This window comes from Halalkalibacter krulwichiae (genome assembly GCF_002109385.1).
Taxonomy (GTDB): domain Bacteria; phylum Bacillota; class Bacilli; order Bacillales; family Bacillaceae_D; genus Halalkalibacter; species Halalkalibacter krulwichiae.
Map to the genome: position 1 here is coordinate 364554 of NZ_CP020814.1, position 23461 is coordinate 388014.

Sequence of the window (23461 nt, forward strand, 5' to 3'; positions counted from 1 at the left end):
AAGGTAAAGAAGGAGGAAATCGTCAAATGAACACATTACAATTTCGTAAACTATATGATCCAACAGCTCCGAATGCCTCAACGGGAATTATTAATGGAGAAAGTTCTAATATACTCAATTGGGATGATGTAAGGTTCAATTGGGCATATCCGATGTATAAGAATATGTTAGCTAACTTTTGGACTCCATTTGAGATTAATATGTCGAATGATATTAAACAATGGATGCAGCTCTCCGAAGACGAGTGCTATGCCTTTAAAAAAATTATTGGTTTACTGGCATTTCTTGATAGTGTCCAAACAGATTATTCAGGGAAAGTTTCTCAATACTTAACAGACTCAAGCCTTAGTGCTCTAATGCAAGTGCTATCCTTTCAAGAAGTTGTTCACAATCAATCCTACTCATATGTGCTATCAAGTCTTGTTCCAAAGCATGAACAAGATGAGATATTTGAATACTGGAAGCATGACCCTATTTTACGTGAACGAAATGATTTTATTGCAGAAGGGTATCAGAGGTTTGTCGATAACCCGACACCCAAAACGTTTATGGAGTCTATTGTCTTTGATGTGATTCTAGAAGGGCTAAACTTCTATTCGGGATTTGCCTTCTTTTATAATTTGGCACGAAATCAAAAAATGGTTTCAACAAGCACAATGATTAATTACATTAACCGAGACGAACAGTTACATGTGAATTTATTTGCTCATATTTTTAAAGAGTTATTAAAGGAGAACCCAGAGCTAGATACTAGTGAAACAATCCAATTTGTACAAGGGGCGTTTCGAACAGCTGCAGAACTTGAGATTAAGTGGGGAAGAGCAATTATTGGTGATAAATTAGAAGGAATTCATATGAATGAGCTTGAAAGCTATATTAAATTCATTGCGAATAAGCGTGTGAATCAACTAGGAATTGAACGTCCTTTTGAAGGATACCGCCATAATCCAATGAAGTGGATTAAAGCATATGAAGATGTTGATAGTGGAAAAAGCGATTTCTTTGAGCAGAAGTCTCGACAATATGTGAAGGTGTCTGATGTAAACGGATTTGATGAACTATAATGCACTAAAAAAAGCAAACACTCTAAACAAAAAGAGCGGTTTGCTTTTTTGTTATGGCGGGTCGGATTCTTCAAGATTTACCAGTATATATATGTTCAAATATTGGATGTGATACTCGCGCGACAACGTTTCTTATCTTTGATATAATGACTAATCAGATATGTAATTTAGCTGGAATAGCTTTATGGGAGTGGTAAGGATGCTTGAAGTAAAAGAGTGGAGACATGTATTTAAATTGGATCCTAACAAGGAGATATCGGATGAGGCCTTAGAAGCGATCTGCGAGTCTGGTACGGATGGATTAATTATCGGGGGACTGATGGTGTAACACTTGATAATACTCTACAGCTACTTGCTCGTGTGCGTCGTTACACAGTCTCGTGTGCGCTTGAGATTTCAACTTTAGATGCCATTACTCCAGGTTTTGATTATTTCTTTATCCCATCTGTTATGAACAGTGCAGATGTAAAGTGGGTCCAAGGTTACCATCATGAAGCAATTAAAGAATTTGGTCCCATCATGAATTGGGATGAAATCATGGTTGAGGGATATTGTATCTTAAATCCAGAAGCTAAGGCTGCTAAATTAACGCAAGCAAAAACAGATGTAACGTTGGAAGATGTCGTTGCCTATGCACGAATGGCGGAGCATCTTTACCATTTTCCTATTTTCTATCTTGAATATAGTGGAACATATGGAGATGTAAATATTGTAAAGAATGTATCATTAGTGCTTGATAAGACACAATTATTCTATGGTGGAGGAATTCATTCAGTAGAGCAAGCACAAGAGATGGCTCAATTTGCTGATACAGTTGTGGTAGGCAATATTGTCTATGAAGATTTACAAGCGGCACTTAAAACAGTAGCAGCTGTCAAAGCGACATTGAAATAAAAATGAAAACAGGCTAATATAAAATTAAGAACATATGTTTGGTGGTGGAGGTATGCAAGCGAAGATTATTGAAAAGATGCTCTCTGGATTGAATCCAGAGCAAAGAAAAGCAGTCCAACATACAGATGGACCTCTGTTATTGATGGCTGGTGCCGGTAGTGGAAAGACGAGAGTGTTGACACATCGAATTGCCTACTTGTTACGAGAGAAAGAAGTAGCGCCATGGAGTGTCCTTGCGATTACGTTTACAAATAAGGCGGCACGGGAAATGAAAGATCGTGTTGCTAAGCTCGTTGGTCCTGTTGCAGAAGATATTTGGATTTCGACTTTCCACTCAATGTGTGTGCGAATTCTAAGACGAGATATAGATCGCATTGGGTATAATCGAAATTTTACAATTCTAGATTCAGGAGATCAATTATCAGTTATAAAACAAATTCTAAAAAATAAAAACATTGATCCAAAGAAGTTTGAACCGCGAAGCATCCTTGGATCAATTAGTAGTGCGAAAAATGAGCTGAAAAAGCCAGATGCATTTCAGAGTTCCGCGACAGGTCCTTTTGATCAAACGGTTGCTGAAGTGTACGTTGAATATCAAAAGCAACTAAAGAAGAACCATGCCCTTGACTTTGATGATTTAATCATGAAAACAATCGAGCTTTTTAAGTTGGTTCCGGATGTTCTAGAGTTTTATCAAAGAAAATTTCAATATATATTAGTTGATGAATATCAAGATACAAACCGTGCTCAATACATGCTTGTAAAAATGTTAGCGGAACGGTTTAAAAACATTTGCGTAGTCGGAGACTCAGACCAATCAATTTACCGTTGGCGTGGTGCTGATATTTCAAATATTTTATCGTTTGAAAAAGATTATCCAAGTGCGACAGTGATCCTGCTTGAGCAGAACTATCGTTCAACAAAAACGATATTACAAGCAGCAAATCGTGTGATTGAAAACAATGCAAACCGACGAGCGAAAAATCTTTGGACAGAAAATGACACAGGTGCAAAAATTGGTTATTACGCTGCTGATACGGAACAGTCAGAGGCTCAATTCGTTGTTGAGCAAATTAGGGAAGCTATTAAAGAAGATCAGTTTTCATACTCTGATATTGCCATTTTATATCGAACAAATGCTCAGTCTCGTGTAATAGAGGAATATTTTGTTAAGTCTAATATAGAATACAATATCGTTGGAGGAACAAAGTTCTATGATCGTAAAGAGATTAAAGACGTCCTTGCTTATTTACGTTTAATTGCTAATCCTGATGATGATATTAGTTTGCAACGAATTATTAATGTACCTAAGCGTGGAATTGGAGCAACAACTGTAGATAAGATTGGTGCATATGCAATTGAGCAAGGAATCTCTATTTTTTCTGCCCTTCAAGAAATTGAGCAAATTGGCTTGCCAGCTAGAACCGCAGCAAAGTTACAAGATTTTTCGAAACAGCTAACGCACTGGGTTGATATGCAAGATTACTTATCGGTAACAGAATTAGTAGAAGAGCTGCTAGAACGGACAGGCTATCGTGATATGCTAAAAAATGAAAAGTCACTAGAAGCGATAAGCCGCTTAGAAAACATTGACGAGTTTCTTACGGTAACAAATGAGTTTGAAAAGAAAAACGATGATAAATCATTGATCGCTTTTTTAACTGACCTAGCTCTAGTCGCAGATATCGATCAGCTTGATGAAGAGGATCAGGGCAAACCGAAAGATGCAATAACACTTATGACTCTTCACTCCGCAAAAGGGCTTGAGTTTCCACTTGTGTTTTTAATTGGACTTGAAGAAGGAATCTTCCCTCATAATCGTTCATTATTTGAGGAAGAGGAAATGGAAGAAGAGCGCCGTCTAGCTTACGTAGGGATCACGCGAGCTGAAAAGCAATTATATGTGACAAATGCAAGGCTGAGGACAATGTTTGGACGAACAAACACGAATCCACCTTCAAGATTCATTACAGAAATTCCAGATGACTGTCTAGAATCGTTAAATGAGACAACACAAAAACAAACACCAGATTGGATGAAGACATCTCGAAATGCTGCTCCTGTTAAGCCGAGCCGTAATATCGAGCGACCAAGAGTGACACAAACTGGTGGAGATAAGATTGCTTGGAGTGTTGGTGATAAAGCAGCTCATAAAAAGTGGGGAGTTGGGACTGTTGTCAGCTTAAGAGGCGAGGGCGAGTCAGTAGAATTAGATATTGCTTTCCCGAATCCTGTAGGTGTGAAACGTCTTTTTGCTAAATTTGCTCCAATAACAAAACAATAAATGAAGTTCTTCATAATGTAAGTTAGCAGTAGGATAATCTAAGTTGTATGGAAGAAGTAATCGCTGAAGCGGTTATTCTTCCGCTTCTTTTTAAGAAAGGACGAAAGCTATGGAGTCACAACAAGCCGAGAAAAGAATAGAAGAGCTCAGGGGTCTATTGGAAGAATACGGACATCATTATTATGTGCTCGATAATCCAATCGTTTCAGACGCTGAGTATGATGCGCTTATGCAAGAACTTATTAAATTAGAAGAAGAGCATCCGCAGTTTGTAAGTGACGATTCTCCCTCTGTTCGTGTAGGAGGAGAACCTCTGCCTTTTTTTGAAAAAGTCGAACACCGTTCTCCGATGTTAAGTTTAGGGAATGCTTTTTCGGCAGATGACTTACGAGATTTTGACCGTCGAGTAAAACAACTCTCTTCTGGTGAAGTAACGTACAGTGTCGAATTAAAAATTGATGGATTAGCGGTGTCGCTCGTATATGAAGATGGAAAGTTTGTAAGAGGAGCTACTCGAGGAGATGGCACTGTTGGAGAAGATATTACAGCTAATTTAAAGACCATTCCTGCTATCCCTCTTCGCTTAAAAGAAGCGGTCAACATAGAGGTGCGCGGAGAAGCATTCATGCCAAAAGGGTCGTTTGAAAAATTAAATGAACAAAAGGAGCAAGCTGGAGAAGAGAAATTCGCCAATCCTCGAAACGCTGCTGCTGGTTCACTCAGGCAATTAGACCCTAAGCTTGCTGCAAAGCGAAACTTGTCAATCTTCGTTTATGCGATTGGCTATCTTGAGAACAAGGAAATCCCATCTCATCATGAAGCGATTGCTTATTTACATAAGCTTGGTTTCCGGATTAATCAGGAAAGTAAGCACTGTTCTGATATTGAAGAAGTGATTGCCTACACAGAAGATTGGGTAGAAAAAAGAGCGTCTTTGCCTTATGAAATAGATGGTATCGTGATTAAAGTCGACAGGCTTGATCAACAAAAGGAAATGGGATTTACAGCGAAAAGCCCCCGTTGGGCCATTGCATATAAATTCCCTGCAGAAGAAGTTGTAACAAAATTAGAAAATATTGAGCTTAATATTGGTCGGACTGGGGTGGTTACACCAACGGCGATTTTAACTCCAGTAGTAGTTGCTGGTACAACCGTAAAACGAGCTTCTCTACACAATGAAGATTTAATTCGTGAAAAAGATCTGAAGCTTGGGGACTCTGTTGTCATCAAAAAAGCTGGTGATATTATCCCTGAGGTTGTGAATGTCTTAACCGAGCGCCGAGATGGGTCAGAGCGTGACTTCACGATGCCTTCACATTGTCCAGCTTGTGAAAGCGAGCTTGTGCGATTGGAGGGAGAAGTAGCGTTACGATGTATTAATCCTCAGTGTCCGGCGCAAATAAGAGAAGGGCTTATACACTTTGTTTCTCGAAATGCAATGAATATTGATGGACTTGGAGAAAAGGTAATTAGTCAGCTGTTTGATCATGACCTTGTCCGAGATGTTGCTGACATTTATAAGCTTGAACGGGAAGAGTTGCTGAAGCTAGAGCGAATGGGAGAGAAATCAGTTGATAAATTATTAGCTGCAATTGAAAAGACCAAAAGTAACTCTCTTGAAAGACTGTTATTTGGTCTAGGAATTCGCTTTGTTGGAGCAAAGGCTGCGAAAACCTTAGCGCTGGAATTTGAATCAATTGAAAAGATTAAGAGTGCGACAGAAGAAGAGTTAGTAGCTGTTAATGAAATTGGTGAAAAAATGGCTTCTTCCATTAAGCGTTATTTCGAGACACCTGAAGTAGTAGATCTAATTGAAGAACTTAAAAGCCTAGGGGTAAATGTACTTTATAAAGGGCCGAAAGCTCCAGCTGCAAGTGAGGTTCAAGACAGTGAGTTTGCGGATAAAACCGTTGTCCTAACAGGAAAACTTCATCAGTTAACGCGACAGGAAGCGAAGGAGAAAATTGAATCGCTCGGTGGGAAAGTGACAGGAAGTGTTAGTAAGAAAACAGATCTTGTCATTGCTGGTGAAGATGCGGGTTCTAAGCGAACGAAAGCAGAAGAGTTAAACATTGAGATTTGGGATGAAGTGAAACTGATCGATGTATTAAGTAACTTGTAAAAAAAGCTCGATGAGAGGAGGGGACGGTAAATGTTAAGAAGAAAATGGGGAATTCTATCTTTTCTAATGGTTCTTGTTCTGCTAACGGGATGTTTTGGTTCGCCCGAAGAAGAGGAGCCAATCCTAGAGGAAGGTGCGGAAGATGGAGAAGAGCAAGTTGTTGAAGTTGTACCGCAAATTATTACACCTGATAATTACTATCAAAGTGTCTTGTATGATGGGTCTTATCTACATGGGGAATCTAGAGGTTTCGGGAACGCAGTCGTATACAACCGTCTAGACTTAGATCGTTTGGAGATTGGTTTAACTCGATTAGCTCAACAACAGTTTGATATTAATAATTATTATTTTAGAGAGGGCCAGTTTATTAAGCGAAATGAACTGAACAGTTGGTTAATGCGTTATGATGAGGAGTCTAACCCAAATGGATTGAACCCGCCACTTGGTGAAGGGGGAGATATGAGAGCGCGAGAGGAAAATCAACCTCGCTACTTATCTCACATTCTAGAACACAATTACCTTGTTGAAGGCTCTAATGGCCAGTTGAATTTAGGTGGAATTGTCATTGGTCTTTCCATGAACAGTGTTTATAATTTCAGGATTGAAGATGAAAAAGGTCTATATCACAACTATGAATTGCAGCTTGAACAGCAAAAAATTGAAGCGGAAGCCGAGCGAATAGCAACAGAAATATTAAGTCGATTGCGTACTATGGAAGATGGTGCTTTTGAAGAGATTCCAATTCTGTTCGCGGTGTTTCAAGAAAAACCTCGTGAATCGGTCATTCCAGGAAACTTTATCGCTACGGCTTTAGCTGAACCAAATAGTGATTTAGATCGTTTTCAGCGACTAAATGAACGTTATTATTTGTTCCCATCAAGTGAGGCAAATCAAGAGGTACGAAATGAAGCAGATCAGTTCCAAAGATTTAAAGACGATGTTCAAGATTTCTTTGATACGTATTTAGGCGTAGTTGGAAAAGGATTCTATGTTAATAATCAAATTCAGGAGCTGTCCATTGAAATTCCTTTACGGTACCAAGGGAAGGCAGAAATTGTTGCTTTATCACAGTTTGTTGCCAGCCAAATTCAACAAAGGTTCCAAGGGAATTACAAAGTAAGTGTAGAAATTACATCTGTTTCTGGTAATACCGAAAGCATTATTGTACAGAATCCAGAAGAAGAACCTTTTATCCATGTGTTTGATTGACCGTAACAGCAGTCTTTATCGAGTAAGAAAGTTAATTTTCTCTCGATAAAGCTGCTTTTTTTTATTGATCTAAAATACTTGTCGAATATCCTCGAGTTTTCCGGGAAAAAACTATTTATTATTTTGGTGTTACATGATATATTTATCTCGTTCAGAGGGCATCTTGTCAGAGGTCAGATGTCTTATGAATGTGTTTTAGTACGCTGCACACATACATAGACAATCTTAATTGACGGGTCTAATGAGACAATAGGAATAGAACTTCTATTGAGTGAAATCCTATAAATGAAATGTCTTTCCTTAAAGACACGTTAACTTCCAAGAGTGTGTACGTACATAGTAAAGCGTTCGCACAATAGAAAAAAGGGGGATTTTACATGAAAAAGTGGTTACGTACGTTAACGATGACAGCAGCAGCTATTGTAACACTTTCTGCTTGTGGAGCAGGAGAAGAAGCTCCGCAGACAGATGGTGAGGCAGCGCCCGGTGGCGAGGAAGCAGTAGAAGCTACTGACTTTACAGTAGGTATGGTAACAGATGTTGGGGGAATTGATGATAAGTCGTTTAACCAATCATCATGGGAAGGTCTTTCTGCCTTTGGAGAAGAGTTTGGCTTAACAGAAGGGACGGACTATCGCTATTTACAATCTGGAGATATGTCTGAGTTTGAACCGAACATTCGTCAATTAGTTCGTGAAGATGTGGACCTAGTTTGGGGTATCGGGTTCTTAATGGAGGATGCCGTACGTACGATTGCAGAACAAGTTGAAGATTCTCAGCTAGCAATAGTAGACTCAGTAGTTGTTGATGCTGATGGAAACACTTATCCAAATGTAGCAAACATTACATTCAAAGAGCATGAAGGTTCATTCTTAGTTGGTGTTGCTGCAGCCCTACAATCAAACACGAATAAAGTAGGATTTATCGGTGGTGTTGAAGGAGCTTTAATTAAAAAGTTTGAGAACGGATTCAAAGCTGGCGTAAAGGCTGTTAATCCTGATGCTGAGATCATTGTTCAATATGCAGAAAGCTTTAACAATCCTGATCGTGGATCTCAAATAGCTAATACAATGTATAGCCAAGGAGCAGATATCATCTATCATGCTGCTGGTGATACTGGTAATGGTTTATTCACGGAAGCAATTAACCGTGCTCGTAATGGTGAGGATGTTTGGGCAATTGGAGTTGACCGTGATCAGCATGAAGAAGGTGCATACGGTGATGGACAATCAGTAACATTAACATCAATGGTTAAACGAGTAGATACAGCCGTACAAATTGTATCTGAACGTACAATGAACGGTGATTTCCCAGGTGGGGAAGTTCTTGAGTATGGCTTAGATGATGAAGCTGTAGGAATTGCTCCAACAACTGATAACATGTCAGAAGAGGCATTGCAAGCTGTAGAAGATTATAAAGCACAAATTCAAGCTGGAGATATTTCAGTACCACAATCAGATGAAGAATATGAAGATTTTCTTTCTTCTCTTTAAAGTAAATTCAAAAGGCTAGTTTGAAACTAGCCTTTTGTTTTCACTATTTTAAGATACTTTTGCGAGAGTTTGAAGGGACAATGAAGAATTGTTGCTAGCCCAATTCTTCATTGCCTCTTAAAGTTTACGTTCGATAGAAGTTAGGAGTGATTAACAAGTGAGCTATGTTATTGAAATGAATAACATTCGCAAGGAATTCCCAGGCATAGTTGCTAATGATAATATTACATTGCAAGTGAAGAAGGGAGAAATTCATGCACTTTTAGGTGAAAATGGAGCTGGGAAATCAACATTGATGAATGTTTTGTTTGGACTATATCAGCCTGAAAAAGGTGACATTGTCGTTCGAGGGGAAAAGGTGAAAATCACTGACCCGAATGTAGCGAATGACCTTGGAATTGGAATGGTCCATCAACACTTTATGCTTGTTGATAAATTCACAGTCACAGAAAATATTATTTTAGGAAATGAACCGAGTAAATTTGGACGTATTAACATTAAGAAAGCTGCTAAAGAAGTAGAAGAAATCTCAAATCGTTATGGGTTACGAGTTGACCCTTATGCCAAAATTGAAAACATCTCTGTTGGGATGCAACAAAGAGTTGAAATCTTGAAGACCCTTTATCGTGGAGCTGAGATTTTAATTTTTGATGAACCAACAGCTGTGTTAACTCCTCAAGAAATACAAGAATTAATTAATATAATGAAAATGCTTGTGAAAGAAGGAAAATCAATTATTTTAATTACTCACAAGCTAAAAGAAATTATGGCTGTTTGTGATCGTTGTACCGTAATCCGTAGAGGTGTAGGAATTGGTACAGTGAATGTGAGTGAGACGAATCCAGATAAATTAGCTGCAATGATGGTAGGGCGTGAAGTCAATTTTAGCGTCGAGAAGAACCCAGCTACTCCAAAAGAAACAATTGTTAGCATTAAAGGCTTAACAGTAAATGATTCTAGAGGTGTGACAGCTGTTAAAAACTTAAGTTTGGATTTTAAAGCTGGAGAAATTATTGGTCTAGCTGGTGTTGACGGGAATGGCCAATCAGAATTGATCGAAGCGATTACAGGGTTGAGAAAAGTAGAGTCAGGTACAATCTCCTTAAACGGCAAAGATATTACGAATCTAAAACCAAGAAAAGTAACTGAGGCTGGGCTTGGCCACATTCCTGAAGATAGGCATAAGTATGGGCTTGTTCTAGACTTTACGATCGGGGAAAATATTGTGTTACAAACGTATTATCAACAACCTTATTCTAAAAACGGTATTTTGAATCACTCGGAGATGTATAAGAAAGCGAAAGCGTTAATCGAAGACTTCGACGTGCGAACCCCTAGCGAATATACGCCTGCAAGAGCTCTTTCAGGAGGAAATCAGCAAAAGGCGATTATTGCGCGTGAAGTGGATCGCTCCCCTGACTTTTTAATTGCGGCTCAACCAACACGTGGATTAGATGTTGGGGCGATTGAATCAATTCATAGACGTCTAGTTATGGAACGAGATAAGGGACGAGCAGTACTTCTTATGTCACTTGAACTAGACGAGGTACTAAATGTAAGTGATAGAATTGCGGTCATCTATGAAGGAGAAATTGTCGACATCGTTGATGCAGCTCAAACAAATGAACGTGAATTAGGATTACTTATGGCTGGTGGAAAGAAGGAGAAGGAAGGTGAAGCACAGTGATCAAAAAGTTGCTTCCAAAAAGTAAAGTAACATCGCTCTTTGTTCCTTTATTTGCGGTTTTTTTAGGAATATTAATAGGGGCAATTGTAATGCTTTTGACTGGTTACAATCCTGTATTAGGTTATTCAGCATTAATTAGCGGAATTTTTAGCGATCCTTATTATCTTGGTGAAACAATTAGAGCAATCACGCCGTTAACGTTAGCTGGACTGGCTGTTGCTTTTGCTTATCGAACTGGTCTATTCAATATTGGAGTTGAAGGCCAAGTAATAGTCGGCTGGTTAGCATCCGTTTATGTCGGGATTGTCCTAGACCTTCCACAAGTGATTCACCTGCCTGTGGCAATTTTAGCCGGAGCATTAGCGGGAGCGTTATGGGGGTTAATACCGGGTGTCCTAAAAGCAAGATTTCAAGTTCATGAAGTAATTGTAACTATTATGATGAACTATATTGCTTTATACACAGCTAACTACTTGATTCGAGCTTATTTACTTGTGCCAGGAGAACGGACCGAATCAATTTCTCCATCTGCTTCTTTAGCATCACCATTTCTGCAGTCATTAACGGATTATTCAAGGTTGCATTATGGATTTATTGTTGCATTGCTTGGTTGTGTTGTCATGTGGTTTATTTTATGGAGAACCTCAAAAGGATTTGAACTCCGTGCTGTTGGTTTTAACCAGCACGCTTCCATGTATTCAGGTATGAATGTACAACGAAATATTGTCTTATCGATGGTTATTTCCGGTGGTTTCGCTGGTGTTGCTGGGGCGATGGAAGGGTTAGGTACGTATGGATACATGAGTATTTTGTCTGGTTTCACGGGTGTCGGATTTGATGGCATCGCAGTAGCACTATTAGGGGCAAATACTAGTATAGGTGTGCTTTTAGCCTCTTTATTATTTGGTGGGTTACAAGTCGGAGCACTAAATATGCAAGCAAGAGCGGGAGTGCCAACGGAATTGATTGACATCGTTATTGCGTTAATTATTTTCTTTGTTGCGTCTAGTTACATTATCCGTTGGGTGATGAATCGTATTAAGAAGGAGGGGATCTAAATGGACTTTATGCAAATATTAGCTCTTGTCATACCTGCTGCTATTTATGCAGCGGCCCCCTCATCTTAGCAGGTTTAGGTGGTTTGTTTAGTGAACGTTCAGGGATTGTAAACATTGGTCTAGAAGGTTTAATGGTTATTGGTGCCTTCACTGGAATTGTCATGACTTTAACGTTAGAAGGATTGGGCGTTGGGGCTGCTTCAACTTGGATTGCCTTGTTGTCAGCTGTTGTGATTGGTTCATTATTTTCATTATTTCATGCAGTAGCAACGATTTCATTTCGTGCTGACCAAATTGTAAGTGGGGTGGCACTGAATTTTCTAGCTCTAGGATTAGCGGTTTTTATCATTCGCTTTATGTATGGGAAAGGTCAAACTGATTACATTTCAAATCGAATCTACCGAATGGATGTTCCAATTTTAAGTGATATTCCTATTATCGGCCCACTATTTTTCTCTAACGCTTATATTACTTCTTATATCGCTATTATTTTAGCGTTTGTTGTTTACTTTATCGTTTTTTATACACCATTTGGTCTCAGATTGCGTTCTGTTGGTGAGCATCCGATGGCCGCTGACACAATGGGGATCAACGTAAATCGTATGCGTTATATCGGTGTTATGTTGAGTGGAGCATTTGCCGGTTTAGGTGGGGCTGTTTTTGCTGTAACCGTAGCAGGAAATTTCTCAGGTACAACCATTGTTGGACAAGGCTTTATGGCACTTGCTGCTTTGATTTTTGGTAAGTGGAACCCATTAGGAGTGCTAGGCGCTGCATTATTCTTTGGTTTAGCTCAAGCTTTGAGTATTACTGGACAGCAAATTCCACTGCTTGCTAATATCCCATCTGTCATATTGTTGATTGCACCTTATGTATTAACGATTTTAGCTCTTGCTGGTTTCGTTGGTCGTGCAGAAGGTCCAAAAGCGATTGGAAAACCTTATATTAAAGGTTCAAGATAGAGATTGACACCTTCTGAATGAATCTGTTCAGGAGGTGTTTTTTGATAAAACCCTTTAATACAGTACTTGAAAAAAGAAATTTATGAAGATAAATGAGAATGTATTTATATAATTAATAATTCAATAAAACGCTTTCATATAAGGTTATTATGAATAAATATACATAGAGCTAAAAATGTTTATCTAGTTTTAATGTTCTGTTTATTATATTATGTTAAGGTAAATAGCATGTCCAAACACATTGGTTGTGTTAAATAAACGTTTGTTTAAAGAGAAAAGAGGATTAAAATAAACGTTTGTTTAATGTAATCATATACGGGAAAATGCATATCTTTTGTATAAGCGTACTTAGATAGGAGGTGTCATCAATGGATTATGGACTAACGACTGCTACTTGGGTTTTGTTGTATCTTCCAATGCCATTATTAATTGTATTTTCGATTATCTCATTATTGAAGAGAAGGAGTGAGTGAACATGGAATTAGCAACGGTTATTACATTTGTTGTGTATTTAATAGGAATGCTAGCAGTCGGGCTAGCTGCGTATCGATTGACAAGTAACTTATCAGACTATGTACTCGGGGACGTAGACTCGGAGGTAGTGTGGCTGCTTTAAGTGCAGGTGCATCAGATATGAGTAGTTGGTTACTGCTTGGTTTACCTGGTGCAATGTATGCTGGTGGTATGGGTGAAATTTGGATTGCGGTAGGACTTGCAATTGGGGCATATTTAAATTGGCAGTTCTTAGCGGCAAGGCTTAGAACATATACCGCAATTGCAAATGACTCCATTACATTGCCCGATTTCCTCGAGAATAGGTTTCGTGACAAGTCGAAGATGCTACGAATTATTTCTGCTCTATTAATTCTTGTTTTCTTTGCATTTTATACATCTTCAGGACTTGTTGGTGGTGCTTTATTATTTGAAGCTTCATTTGGAATGACTTATACACAAGCGCTTTGGATTGGTGCAGCGGTTATTATTTCGTATACGTTTTTAGGTGGGTTTTTGGCTGTAAGTTGGACCGACTTCTTTCAAGGGATTCTCATGTTTTTAGCTTTGATCATCTTGCCAATTGTAGCCATTTCAAATTTAGGTGGTTGGTCTGAAACAGTTAATGCTGTTGGTGCCATTGACCCTGCTTATCTAGATGCTTTCCGTGGTGCTACCGTTATTGGAGTTGTCTCGTTACTTGCATGGGGATTAGGGTATTTTGGTCAACCACACATTGTTACCCGTTTTATGGCTGTTAAGTCAGTTAAAGAAATTCCAAAAGCGCGAGCTGTTGGGATGACTTGGATGGTTCTTGCTTTGTTTGGTGCGATTTTCACAGGGTTTGCCGGCATTGCTTTCTTCTCAGCTGGTGGTCCAGGAGGAGAACCGCTTGCTAATGGGGCACATGAAACAGTTTTTATTATGTTTACCCAAGTATTATTTAATCCATGGGTTGCAGGGTTTTTATTAGCGGCGATTTTATCAGCGATTATGAGTACGATTGACTCACAGCTTCTTGTATCATCTAGTGCACTTGCTGAAGATGTATACAAAGGTTTCATTCGAAAAGACGCTTCGGAAACAGAACTTGTCTGGGTCGGAAGAATTGGGGTTGTGCTCATTGCTTTAATAGCGATCTGGTTAGCTTACAACCCAGAAAGCTCGGTTCTTGATTTAGTAGGATATGCATGGGCAGGATTTGGAGCTGCGTTTGGCCCAGTTCTTATATTAGCGCTATTCTGGAAGAGGATGACAAGAAATGGAGCACTAGCAGGAATGCTAGTAGGTGGAATTACGGTTATCTTGTGGGCAGAGCTTGATACGTGGTTTGGATTATCTGCTGAGCAATATCCGATTTTAGGTCTCTACGAAATTATTCCAGGTTTCATTCTTGGTTGGTTAGCGATATGGCTGGTTAGTATTCTAGGTCAAGAGCCAGCAAAAGAAATTCAAGAAGAGTTCGAGCGGGCGAAATCTGAAGTAGTATAGAAACTAGAAATCCTCTCTTAGGTTTCTCTAAGAGAGGATTTCTTCATATATAATAGGTATTTCATTTGTTAGGCTTTGTTGCCTATGATAATGTAATTTGGTATTATTAATCATATTGTCAAAATGATCGAACTTTTTCGGGGGTGAAGGAGAAATGTCACGCATTCAAGCGGAACAAGTCAAGCACGTTGCACATTTAGCAAGGCTTGCAGTAACAGAAGAAGAAGTTGAAATGTTTACTGAGCAGTTAGATAAGATTATTACGTTTGCTGAGCAGTTAAACGAACTAGACACCACAGGTGTAGAGCCAACTACGCATGTTCTAGATATGAAAAATGTATTACGTGAAGACAAGGCAGACAAGGGACTTCCAGTAGAAGAAGTACTTAAAAATGCACCAGATCATGAAGACGGTCAAATTCGTGTACCGTCCATTATAGAATAGTAGGGAGGACAAGCTTCATGTCATTATTTGACCATAAGATGTCAGAGCTTCACACGATGCTTCGAAACAAAGAAGTGAAAGTTTCTGACCTTGTTGATGAATCTTACAGACGCATTGCGGAAGTTGACGGAAAAGTTAAGGCGTTTGTTACTTTAGATGAAGAAAAAGCACGTGCATATGCAGCGGAATTAGACGATGCTCTTGGATCAGAAGGGGATCGTGGTCTATTATTTGGAATGCCGATCGGGGTAAAGGATAACATCGTTACGAAAAACCTTCGTACTACTTGCTCAAGCCGCATTCTAGAAAACTTTGATCCTATTTATGATGCTACGGTTGTGAAAAAGTTAAGAGATGCTCAGGCGATCACAATTGGTAAGCTGAACATGGATGAATTTGCAATGGGGTCATCAACTGAAAATTCGGCTTTCCAAGAAACGAAAAATCCATGGAACCTTGAAACTGTACCAGGTGGTTCAAGTGGCGGTTCGGCTGCAGCGGTGGCAGCTGGAGAAGTGCCTTTTTCATTAGGTTCTGATACAGGTGGTTCGATTCGTCAACCAGCTGCATTTTGTGGTGTTGTTGGATTAAAACCTACATACGGACGAGTATCACGCTTTGGGCTAGTTGCTTTTGCTTCTTCATTAGACCAGATTGGACCAGTCACTCGTACAGTTGAAGATAATGCTTATTTATTACAAACGATTACAGGGGTCGATCCAATGGATTCCACTTCTGCTAATGTTGAAGTACCTGACTTCTTATCCTCACTTACTGGGGATGTGAAAGGGTTAAAGATTGCTGTTCCGAAAGAATATCTTGGTGAAGGTGTTCAAGAAGAAGTGAAGCAATCGGTTCTTGATGCGTTAAAAGTTCTAGAAGGCTTAGGGGCTACTTGGGAGGAAGTATCGCTTCCGCATTCAAAATATGCTCTAGCCACTTATTATTTAATCTCATCTTCTGAAGCATCAGCTAACCTAGCACGTTTTGATGGGGTTCGCTATGGTTATCGCACAGACAATGCGGAGACGCTTCTTGAGATGTACAAGCAAACACGTTCTGAAGGCTTTGGAGATGAAGTGAAACGTCGTATTATGTTAGGTACATTTGCGTTAAGCTCAGGTTATTACGATGCTTATTATAAGAAAGCGCAACAAGTTCGTACATTAATTAAACAAGATTTTGAAAAAGTGTTTGAAAGCTATGATGTTATCATTGGACCGACAACGCCAACACCAGCCTTTAAAATTGGTGAAAATACAAAAGACCCGTTAACAATGTACGCAAACGATATTTTAACCATTCCTGTAAACTTAGCAGGAGTACCAGGCATTTCAGTTCCTTGTGGATTTAAAGATGGTCTGCCTCTAGGACTGCAAATTATTGGAAAACATTTTGATGAAAGTACCGTTTACCGTGTGGCACATGCTTTTGAACAAGCAACTGACTATCACACGCAAAAACCAACATTGTAAGGGGGGAGACAAGCGATGAGTTTCGAAACGATTATCGGACTTGAGGTCCACGTTGAATTAAAAACAGAATCGAAAATTTTCTCAGCTAGTCCAAACCACTTTGGATCAGAGCCGAATGCCAATACTAGTGTGATTGATTTAGGTTATCCAGGTGTTTTGCCTGTGTTAAATAAAACAGCTGTTGAATTTGCGATGAAAGCGGCAATGGCGCTTAATTGTGAGGTAGCTACAGATACGAAGTTTGACCGTAAAAACTATTTCTATCCGGATAATCCTAAAGCGTACCAAATCTCGCAATTTGATAAGCCTATTGGAGAAAATGGTTGGATTGAAATTGAAGTAGAAGGCGAAAAGAAACGAATTGGTATTACGCGTCTTCACTTAGAAGAGGATGCTGGAAAGTTAACTCACTCTGGTGGTGGCTATTCACTTGTTGACTATAACCGTCAAGGTACACCTTTAATTGAGATTGTATCTGAGCCAGACATCCGTACGCCAGCTGAAGCGTATGCATATTTAGAAAAATTAAAAGCAATTATCCAATACACAGGTGTATCGGATTGTAAAATGGAAGAAGGCTCGTTACGTTGCGATGCCAATATTTCACTTCGTCCTGTAGGACAAGAGAAGTTTGGAACAAAGACAGAGCTTAAAAACTTAAACTCGTTCAACTTTGTTCGAAAAGGTCTTGAATATGAAGAAAAGCGTCAAGAGCAAGTTCTACTATCTGGCGGGATTATCGAGCAGGAAACGCGTCGTTATGATGAAGCTGCAAACAAAACACTTTTAATGCGTGTGAAAGAAGGATCAGACGACTATCGTTATTTCCCAGAACCAGATCTTGTTGACTTATACATTGATGAAGATTGGAAAGCTCGTGTGCGTTCTGATATTCCAGAACTCCCAGATGCAAGGAAGAAACGTTATGTTGAAGCGCTTGGCTTACCAGCCTATGATGCGACAGTACTAACCTTAACAAAGGAAATGTCTGATTTCTTCGAAGCGACAATTGACCAAGGCGCAAGTGCAAAGCAAGCCTCGAACTGGTTGATGGGAGAAGTATCAGGTTATTTAAATGCTGAACAAAAAGAGCTAAAAGAAGTAGCCCTAACACCAGAAGGGTTAGCTGGGATGATTAAGCTAATCGAAAAAGGAACAATTTCCTCCAAGATCGCGAAAAAAGTCTTTAAAGAATTGATTGAGAATGGCGGAAATCCAGAACAAATCGTTAAAGATAAAGGGCTTATTCAAATCTCTGATGAAGGCGAATTGTTAAAAATGGTAACAGAGGTTCTCGATAACAATCCTAAGTCGGTTGAAGACTACAAGGATGGAAAAGAGAAAGCAATCGGCTTCTTAGTGGGACAAATTATGAAAGCATCAAAAGGAAAAGCAAATCCTCCTATGGTTAATAAATTATTGCTAGAGGAAATTGCAAAACGGTAATCGCGTATATAAATCTGATTTCTCTATAGCTAGAGGAGTCAGATTTTTTTTAGAAAATAAGCATAGAAGGAGTCATGAACATTAAGAGAAATATTTGCTGAACATAGATTTGTAAGGTACAATACTAGCAGTATGTGACAAAAATTGGAGATAATAATGCGATAAAGTAGGGGATCTGCTATGAAAAGGGCTCGACTTATCTATAACCCAACTTCGGGAAGAGAGCAAATACGAAAGAACTTAGCTTATATTCTAGAGCGACTGGAAAAAGCAGGGTATGAAACATCAGCACATGCAACAACAGGAGAGGGTTCTGCAAAAGAGGCAGCGAGAAAAGCAGCTGAAAATGGTTATGAACTCGTCGTAGCAGCTGGTGGAGATGGCACAATCTTTGAAGTCGTCAATGGACTTGCTGAATTAAAAGATAGACCAAAACTAGGATTAATACCAGCTGGAACGACAAATGACTTTGCTAGAGCGCTTCATATTCCACGTGATATAGAAAAAGCATGCGATGTTCTTTGTGGTGAACACTATGAACCAATAGATATCGGAAAAGTAGATGATCGATATTTTATTAACATTGCTGCTGGGGGTACATTAACAGAATTAACGTATGAAGTTCCAAGTAAATTGAAAACAGCTGTTGGACAACTTGCGTATTATATTAAAGGGCTCGAAAAGCTCCCGCAGATTACACCGAGAATGGTACGGATTGAATATGATGGAAAGCTTTTTGAAGGAGAAATTATGATGTTTCTCGTCTCCAATACGAACTCGGTTGGAGGATTTGAGAAGTTAGCACCAGATGCTTCTATACAGGACGGAATGTTCGACTTTATTGTCGTTAAGAAGCTTTCTTTTCCAGAGTTTTTGCACCTGTGCACACTTGCCTTACGAGGTGAGCACATTCACCATCCAAAAGTGATGTATGTCCATGCCAACCGTATAAAAGTTGAAGTTCAAGGTGATATGCAGCTAAACTTAGATGGTGAACATGGAGGAGCTCTTCCAGCAGAGTTTGTTAACTTGTATCAACACTTTGAAATGCTAACACCTAAAGAACGAAAACAGCGGAGATAGACCTTTAAAGAAACTTTCATAAGTAAGATGAAGGTTTCTTTTTTCTTGTAGGTGTAAATTTCGTGAAGATGCTCCTTTGTGATACAATAACAAGACGAATAGACTAAAAGGACGGAATATACGAATGAAACAACAACTACCTGTACAAAAAAATGAACAGCTTCAAGTGACGATTGAGGACTTAACTCACGAAGGAGCAGGAGTTGCAAAAGTTAAAGGGTACACATTATTTGTACCGAAAGCGTTACCTGGTGAAGTCGTTGATATTAAAGTTATTAAGACGAACAAAGGGTACGGGTTCGCACGCTTACTCGAAGTGAAAGAACGAAGTGAACACCGTGCTGAACCTTCCTGTCCCATTTACAACCAGTGTGGTGGCTGTCAAATCCAACATTTAAGTTATGAGGCCCAGCTACTCGCAAAGCAAAAACAAGTTAAAGATGTCCTCGAGCGCATTGGGGGCATTAAGGATATCCCTGTTCACCCAACATTAGGCATGAATGACCCTTGGCGTTATCGTAATAAAGCTCAAGTGCCTATAGGAGAAGAAGGCGGACTGGTCATTGCGGGTTTCTATCAAGAGCGTAGCCACCGGATTATTGATACAGAAGAATGTTTAATCCAACATGAAGATAACGATCACATTATTCGCACGGTTAAAAAAATTGCCAATAAACACCGTATCCGTGCTTATGATGAGGAGAAGCATCGCGGAACGTTAAGACATGTAGTAGCACGGAAAGGAAAAATAACTGAAGAAGTGATGGTAGTACTCGTAACTAGAGGAAAAGAACTACCAAGTAAAAAAGCAATTGTTGAAGAGATTCTAGCAGAAGTTCCAAATGTTAAATCAATCGTACAAAACATTAACCCGAAACGAACCAACGTCATCTTTGGTGAAGAAACGAATGTCCTCTGGGGAGATGAGTACATTTATGATTACATCGGGGACATTAAGTTTGCCATTTCAGCGCGCTCGTTCTATCAAGTTAACCCAGAGCAAACAAAAGTACTCTATGACAAAGCACTTGAGTACGCCAACTTAACAGGGGAGGAAACGGTAATTGATGCATATTGTGGCATTGGGACCATTTCGCTTTTCTTAGCTCAGCGGGCGAAGCATGTATATGGAGTTGAGATCGTTCCAGACGCTATTGCAGATGCAAAACGTAATGCCGAGTTAAATGGCTTTACCAATGTTGACTTTGCAGTGGGAGAAGCGGAAAAAATCATGCCTTGGTGGTACGCACAAGGAGTCCGTGCCGACGTTGTTGTTGTTGACCCACCTCGTAAAGGCTGTGACGAGGAATTGTTAGATACGATTCTGTCAATGAAGCCGAAGCGTGTCGTATATGTGTCTTGCAATCCTGCTACGTTAGCTCGGGATTTGAAGATATTAGAGGCTGGTGGGTATTTAACGAAGGAAGTGCAGCCGGTGGATATGTTTCCCCATTCAACGCATGTGGAGTGCGTTGCCCAATTGACCTTGATTTAATAGGGTTTTAGCACTCCTTAATTTGTGGTTGACCACATTTTGACCACGTTTTCTAAAAAGAGAGGGCATTGCCGATAATTTTGGCGGTGTCTTCTTGCATATCATTGGTCACGTGCGAATAAACATCTAGCGTCATTTTTATAGATGAGTGACCTAGTCGTTCGGCGACCACTTTTGGATTTACTCCGTATTTTAAGAGAACAGTTGCATGAGTGTGCCTGAGATCGTGAATACGTATCTTAGGTAATTCTGCTTTTTTGGCGACTCGATCCATAACATGAGCTAACTGTCTACCGTAAATAGGTTTTCCATCCTCTCGACAAGAGACCAACCCCCAATCATCATACCCGCCACCCATAAGCAACTTCATTTCTTTTTGCTTTACCAAGTGTTTTCTTAATTCACTGATTAAGTTATCGTCTATTGAAATCTGTCTATAGGATGAGTTTGTTTTCAAATCGGAGAAAGTGAATTGCTTTTTTTCCTCGTTATAGATGATCGCTCGGTTCACGGTGATTTTATTTCGTTCGAAGTCTATATCTTCCCATTTTAGTCCTAAAAACTCACTTCTCCTCATCCCTGTATGAGCTGCCAATAAAAGAGGGATGTAATAAAAAGGATTCTCCATTTTAGCGAAAAGTACGAACTTTTTTAACTCGCTTGGACTCCAGGTGTTCATGGTTTTCCTTCTTGGTCGCGGTAACTCAAGATAGTCGAATGGATGTTTCAAAACAAGATTAGACTTGAGCGCATATTTCATAGCAGAACCGAAAACGGTAAAAACATACTCGATATACCGTTCGCTTAAACCATCTTCTATCAGTTCATTGACATATTCTTGTCCATGATGTAGCTTTAATTCTGTAAGCTTAATTTTTCCAAATCTCGGCACGATTCGTTTGACTACAGCCCTTTTGTAGTTGACGAACGTGCTGTCTTTTACTCGATGCTTCGCAACGCTATTTAACCAGTGATCCATAAAGTCACTAATTAAAACATCTTTACTTTCAAATGTAACACCTTGGTTAAACTGATGAATGAGCTCATTGGCTTTTGCTTGAGCTTCTTTTTTTGTTTTAAAACCGGAACGAGTCTTTTGGATTCGTTTTCCTGTACTCGGATCCTTACCTACATCTACAGTGAAGGACCACTTATCCCCGCGCTTCCGGAAATAACCTTTCATTTTTACCACCTCACTTAAAAAATAAGAACGATAATCAAGTGAGTGTAAACCAACACCATCATTATCGTTCCTTATTAGAAAAATATCAATAGATTAAGAGAATCGACCTATTACATCGTATGACAATAACTCCTGTAAATCATCAACGAGCACTACATAATAATCAGTTTCATAAACAGCTTCTGGGTCGTGTTCTAGGCGTTCGAGGTCTCGTTTGAGTTGCTCGAGATTAATATCAAACTGATGATCGTGAAAAGGGCAGGAGGTAAGGGCTCCTTGGCTTACGGACAATAGTTTAAGGTCGTCATGGAAGTCCTCTTGATAGAACCTTTCATAAGGACCTTCTACGCTATATGAAAGTAATTCGTCGGCTTGGCGTGGCAACATCGCCAACTTCGGAATTAGCTCTCCGTCAATATCATCGTAGTAAATTTTTAACGTCATAGCTTAAATTCTCCTCTCCAACTTGTCTCTTTAATTGATCTAAGATTGCTATTGTTGACTTATATACTTTCCCTTTTTGAAGCGATCGGTTAATTCGATCTTGTTCTCGTTGTTGTTGTTCTGAATAAAAGGCTTCTGTTTTATTTTGTTGCCTTATAATTCGAACTCGTTCCCTGATCATAGATTCAGGTAGTTCAAATATATCTACTAATGCTCTTATCGATCTAACATCATTCATAATAGGTTCGAAAATATACCTTGGCATAGAAAGATACATAGAAATCCAGTGCGCTTGAGTTTCCTGGAGTTTTTCAAACTCAACATTCATATATCTTTGATCTCCAACATGCTGAGTAAAATGAGACATTTCGTGAAAAAAGTCTAACCTGATGTATTCTTGTGGAACCCTTGAATCTAAGTACATCAAGGCACAGTTATCATCATAAAAACATTCACTTTCGTCTTCGTGATAAATAACTTTAATTTTAAAAAGAGAGGATAAATTATCAATTGATAAATCATAAGGGGTTTGGATCCCTAGTTCTTTATAACGTTTTTCTAATGCTTGTTCTCTGATATTCGCAAAGCGCACATGACCACCACCAACAACATTTGTTTTTATTATACGAATGTATGTTCGGTTTGTAAAGAAAAAGAAAAAGCCCATATTTTGGGACTTAATCGTTTTTTTGTTGTTTTTGCCACTTTAAAAACTCGTTGAATTTCTTTTGGAGTCGCTCGGTTTCGTCATCTGTCTTTTCTCTTTTAGAGTATCCGTCCTTAGCTGCAAAACTAATAGGTGTAGTTTGATCTGTTCTTCCCAATAAATAATCGGTTGAAACCTCAAAGAAGTCAGCGAGTTTATTTAACATAGTAATATCAGGTAGATTTTCACCTGTTTCATATTTAGCATATGTCGGCCTTTTAATCCCCAGTTTTTCTGCTAACTTTTCTTGGGTGATTTTCTTGTTGTTCCTACACAATTTTAAGCGATCTTTAAATTCCATTTAACTCACCCGATTCATTTTTATCGACTAAATTTATTATAAGTGATTTTTTATCACAGTTAAATAAAATGTTATCTAAAATAACAAATACTTCTTGACTGTGATTTAAAATAACTGTAATATGTGA

General features: G+C 39.1%; 16 protein-coding genes and 3 pseudogenes. 15 read left to right on the forward strand and 4 right to left on the reverse strand.

The window, feature by feature from the left end; translation table 11 throughout:
* The first annotated feature begins 26 nt into the window (after positions 1-26).
* The 15 genes and pseudogenes from BkAM31D_RS01870 (at position 27) to rlmD (ending at position 20700) form a co-directional block, all read left to right on the forward strand.
* Positions 27-1064: a ribonucleotide-diphosphate reductase subunit beta gene (locus BkAM31D_RS01870; RefSeq protein WP_066158483.1), complete on the forward strand. Its 1038-nt coding sequence runs from the start codon at positions 27-29 to the stop codon at positions 1062-1064.
* A gap of 199 nt (positions 1065-1263) precedes the next feature.
* A pseudogene (gene pcrB, locus BkAM31D_RS01875) lies at positions 1264-1958 on the forward strand (heptaprenylglyceryl phosphate synthase).
* Positions 1959-2010: 52 nt separating this feature from the next.
* Positions 2011-4242 carry a DNA helicase PcrA gene (pcrA, locus tag BkAM31D_RS01880; RefSeq protein ID WP_066158477.1) on the forward strand — a complete coding sequence of 744 codons (2232 nt, stop codon included), beginning with the start codon at positions 2011-2013 and terminating at the stop codon, positions 4240-4242.
* Between the two features lie 109 nt (positions 4243-4351).
* Positions 4352-6364, forward strand: coding sequence for an NAD-dependent DNA ligase LigA (gene ligA / locus BkAM31D_RS01885; protein WP_066158475.1), 2013 nt, complete (start codon positions 4352-4354; stop codon positions 6362-6364).
* Positions 6365-6394: 30 nt separating this feature from the next.
* Positions 6395-7573 (forward strand): CamS family sex pheromone protein, encoded by a 1179-nt coding sequence (locus BkAM31D_RS01890; protein ID WP_066158473.1) that lies wholly within the window; start codon positions 6395-6397, stop codon positions 7571-7573.
* A 377-nt stretch (positions 7574-7950) separates the two neighbouring features.
* A complete protein-coding gene (locus tag BkAM31D_RS01895) occupies positions 7951-9066 on the forward strand; it encodes a BMP family lipoprotein (RefSeq protein ID WP_066158471.1) in 1116 nt (371 codons plus the stop codon).
* Between the two features lie 157 nt (positions 9067-9223).
* Positions 9224-10753, forward strand: a complete 1530-nt coding sequence (locus BkAM31D_RS01900; RefSeq protein ID WP_066158470.1) for an ABC transporter ATP-binding protein — start codon at positions 9224-9226, stop codon at positions 10751-10753.
* Positions 10753-11811, forward strand: coding sequence for an ABC transporter permease (locus BkAM31D_RS01905; RefSeq protein WP_084372413.1), 1059 nt, complete (start codon positions 10753-10755; stop codon positions 11809-11811). Before BkAM31D_RS01900 ends, BkAM31D_RS01905 begins: the two co-directional genes overlap by 1 nt.
* A pseudogene (locus tag BkAM31D_RS01910) lies at positions 11812-12773 on the forward strand (ABC transporter permease).
* A gap of 475 nt (positions 12774-13248) precedes the next feature.
* Positions 13249-14756, forward strand: a pseudogene (gene putP, locus BkAM31D_RS01915) (sodium/proline symporter PutP).
* A 154-nt stretch (positions 14757-14910) separates the two neighbouring features.
* Positions 14911-15201 (forward strand): Asp-tRNA(Asn)/Glu-tRNA(Gln) amidotransferase subunit GatC, encoded by a 291-nt coding sequence (gene gatC / locus BkAM31D_RS01920; RefSeq protein WP_066158464.1) that lies wholly within the window; start codon positions 14911-14913, stop codon positions 15199-15201.
* A 17-nt stretch (positions 15202-15218) separates the two neighbouring features.
* Entirely contained in the window at positions 15219-16676 is a 1458-nt protein-coding gene (gene gatA, locus BkAM31D_RS01925; protein WP_066158460.1) for an Asp-tRNA(Asn)/Glu-tRNA(Gln) amidotransferase subunit GatA, read from the forward strand.
* A 15-nt stretch (positions 16677-16691) separates the two neighbouring features.
* Complete coding sequence (gene gatB, locus BkAM31D_RS01930; protein WP_066158458.1) at positions 16692-18122, forward strand: Asp-tRNA(Asn)/Glu-tRNA(Gln) amidotransferase subunit GatB; 1431 nt, start codon at positions 16692-16694, stop codon at positions 18120-18122.
* Positions 18123-18302: 180 nt separating this feature from the next.
* Complete coding sequence (locus BkAM31D_RS01935) at positions 18303-19205, forward strand: diacylglycerol kinase (protein WP_066158456.1); 903 nt, start codon at positions 18303-18305, stop codon at positions 19203-19205.
* A gap of 124 nt (positions 19206-19329) precedes the next feature.
* The gene (gene rlmD / locus BkAM31D_RS01940; RefSeq protein WP_066158455.1) at positions 19330-20700 is read left to right on the forward strand and encodes a 23S rRNA (uracil(1939)-C(5))-methyltransferase RlmD; all 1371 of its coding nucleotides are present in this window, start codon (positions 19330-19332) and stop codon (positions 20698-20700) included.
* A 52-nt stretch (positions 20701-20752) separates the two neighbouring features.
* Here the strand turns inward: rlmD and BkAM31D_RS01945 are convergent, their stop codons facing one another.
* The 4 genes from BkAM31D_RS01945 to BkAM31D_RS01960 all read right to left on the reverse strand — a co-directional run bounded on the left by BkAM31D_RS01945 (position 20753) and on the right by BkAM31D_RS01960 (position 23334).
* Positions 20753-21883 carry a site-specific integrase gene (locus tag BkAM31D_RS01945; RefSeq protein WP_066158454.1) on the reverse strand — a complete coding sequence of 377 codons (1131 nt, stop codon included), beginning with the start codon at positions 21881-21883 and terminating at the stop codon, positions 20753-20755.
* Positions 21884-21976: 93 nt separating this feature from the next.
* Positions 21977-22327: a hypothetical protein gene (locus BkAM31D_RS01950; protein ID WP_066158453.1), complete on the reverse strand. Its 351-nt coding sequence runs from the start codon at positions 22325-22327 to the stop codon at positions 21977-21979.
* Positions 22302-22919, reverse strand: a complete 618-nt coding sequence (locus BkAM31D_RS01955; protein ID WP_169801154.1) for an ImmA/IrrE family metallo-endopeptidase — start codon at positions 22917-22919, stop codon at positions 22302-22304. The genes BkAM31D_RS01950 and BkAM31D_RS01955 overlap by 26 nt, the downstream gene beginning before the upstream one ends.
* A gap of 85 nt (positions 22920-23004) precedes the next feature.
* On the reverse strand, positions 23005-23334 hold the full coding sequence (locus BkAM31D_RS01960) for a helix-turn-helix domain-containing protein (RefSeq protein WP_066158448.1): 330 nt from the start codon (positions 23332-23334) through the stop codon (positions 23005-23007).
* Positions 23335-23461: the final 127 nt, after the last annotated feature.

Bases quoted from the DNA above. Each gene is read 5' to 3' on its own strand.
- gatB (WP_066158458.1), top strand. From the start codon at position 16,692: ATGAGTTTCGAAACGATTATCGGACTTGAGGTCCACGTTGAATTAAAA.
- gatC (WP_066158464.1), top strand. From the start codon at position 14,911: ATGTCACGCATTCAAGCGGAACAAGTCAAGCACGTTGCACATTTAGCA.
- BkAM31D_RS01960 (WP_066158448.1), bottom strand. From the start codon at position 23,334: ATGGAATTTAAAGATCGCTTAAAATTGTGTAGGAACAACAAGAAAATC.
- gatA (WP_066158460.1), top strand. From the start codon at position 15,219: ATGTCATTATTTGACCATAAGATGTCAGAGCTTCACACGATGCTTCGA.
- BkAM31D_RS01950 (WP_066158453.1), bottom strand. From the start codon at position 22,327: ATGACGTTAAAAATTTACTACGATGATATTGACGGAGAGCTAATTCCG.
- BkAM31D_RS01870 (WP_066158483.1), top strand. From the start codon at position 27: ATGAACACATTACAATTTCGTAAACTATATGATCCAACAGCTCCGAAT.
- BkAM31D_RS01935 (WP_066158456.1), top strand. From the start codon at position 18,303: ATGAAAAGGGCTCGACTTATCTATAACCCAACTTCGGGAAGAGAGCAA.
- pcrA (WP_066158477.1), top strand. From the start codon at position 2,011: ATGCAAGCGAAGATTATTGAAAAGATGCTCTCTGGATTGAATCCAGAG.
- BkAM31D_RS01895 (WP_066158471.1), top strand. From the start codon at position 7,951: ATGAAAAAGTGGTTACGTACGTTAACGATGACAGCAGCAGCTATTGTA.
- rlmD (WP_066158455.1), top strand. From the start codon at position 19,330: ATGAAACAACAACTACCTGTACAAAAAAATGAACAGCTTCAAGTGACG.
- BkAM31D_RS01945 (WP_066158454.1), bottom strand. From the start codon at position 21,883: ATGAAAGGTTATTTCCGGAAGCGCGGGGATAAGTGGTCCTTCACTGTA.
- BkAM31D_RS01890 (WP_066158473.1), top strand. From the start codon at position 6,395: ATGTTAAGAAGAAAATGGGGAATTCTATCTTTTCTAATGGTTCTTGTT.
- ligA (WP_066158475.1), top strand. From the start codon at position 4,352: ATGGAGTCACAACAAGCCGAGAAAAGAATAGAAGAGCTCAGGGGTCTA.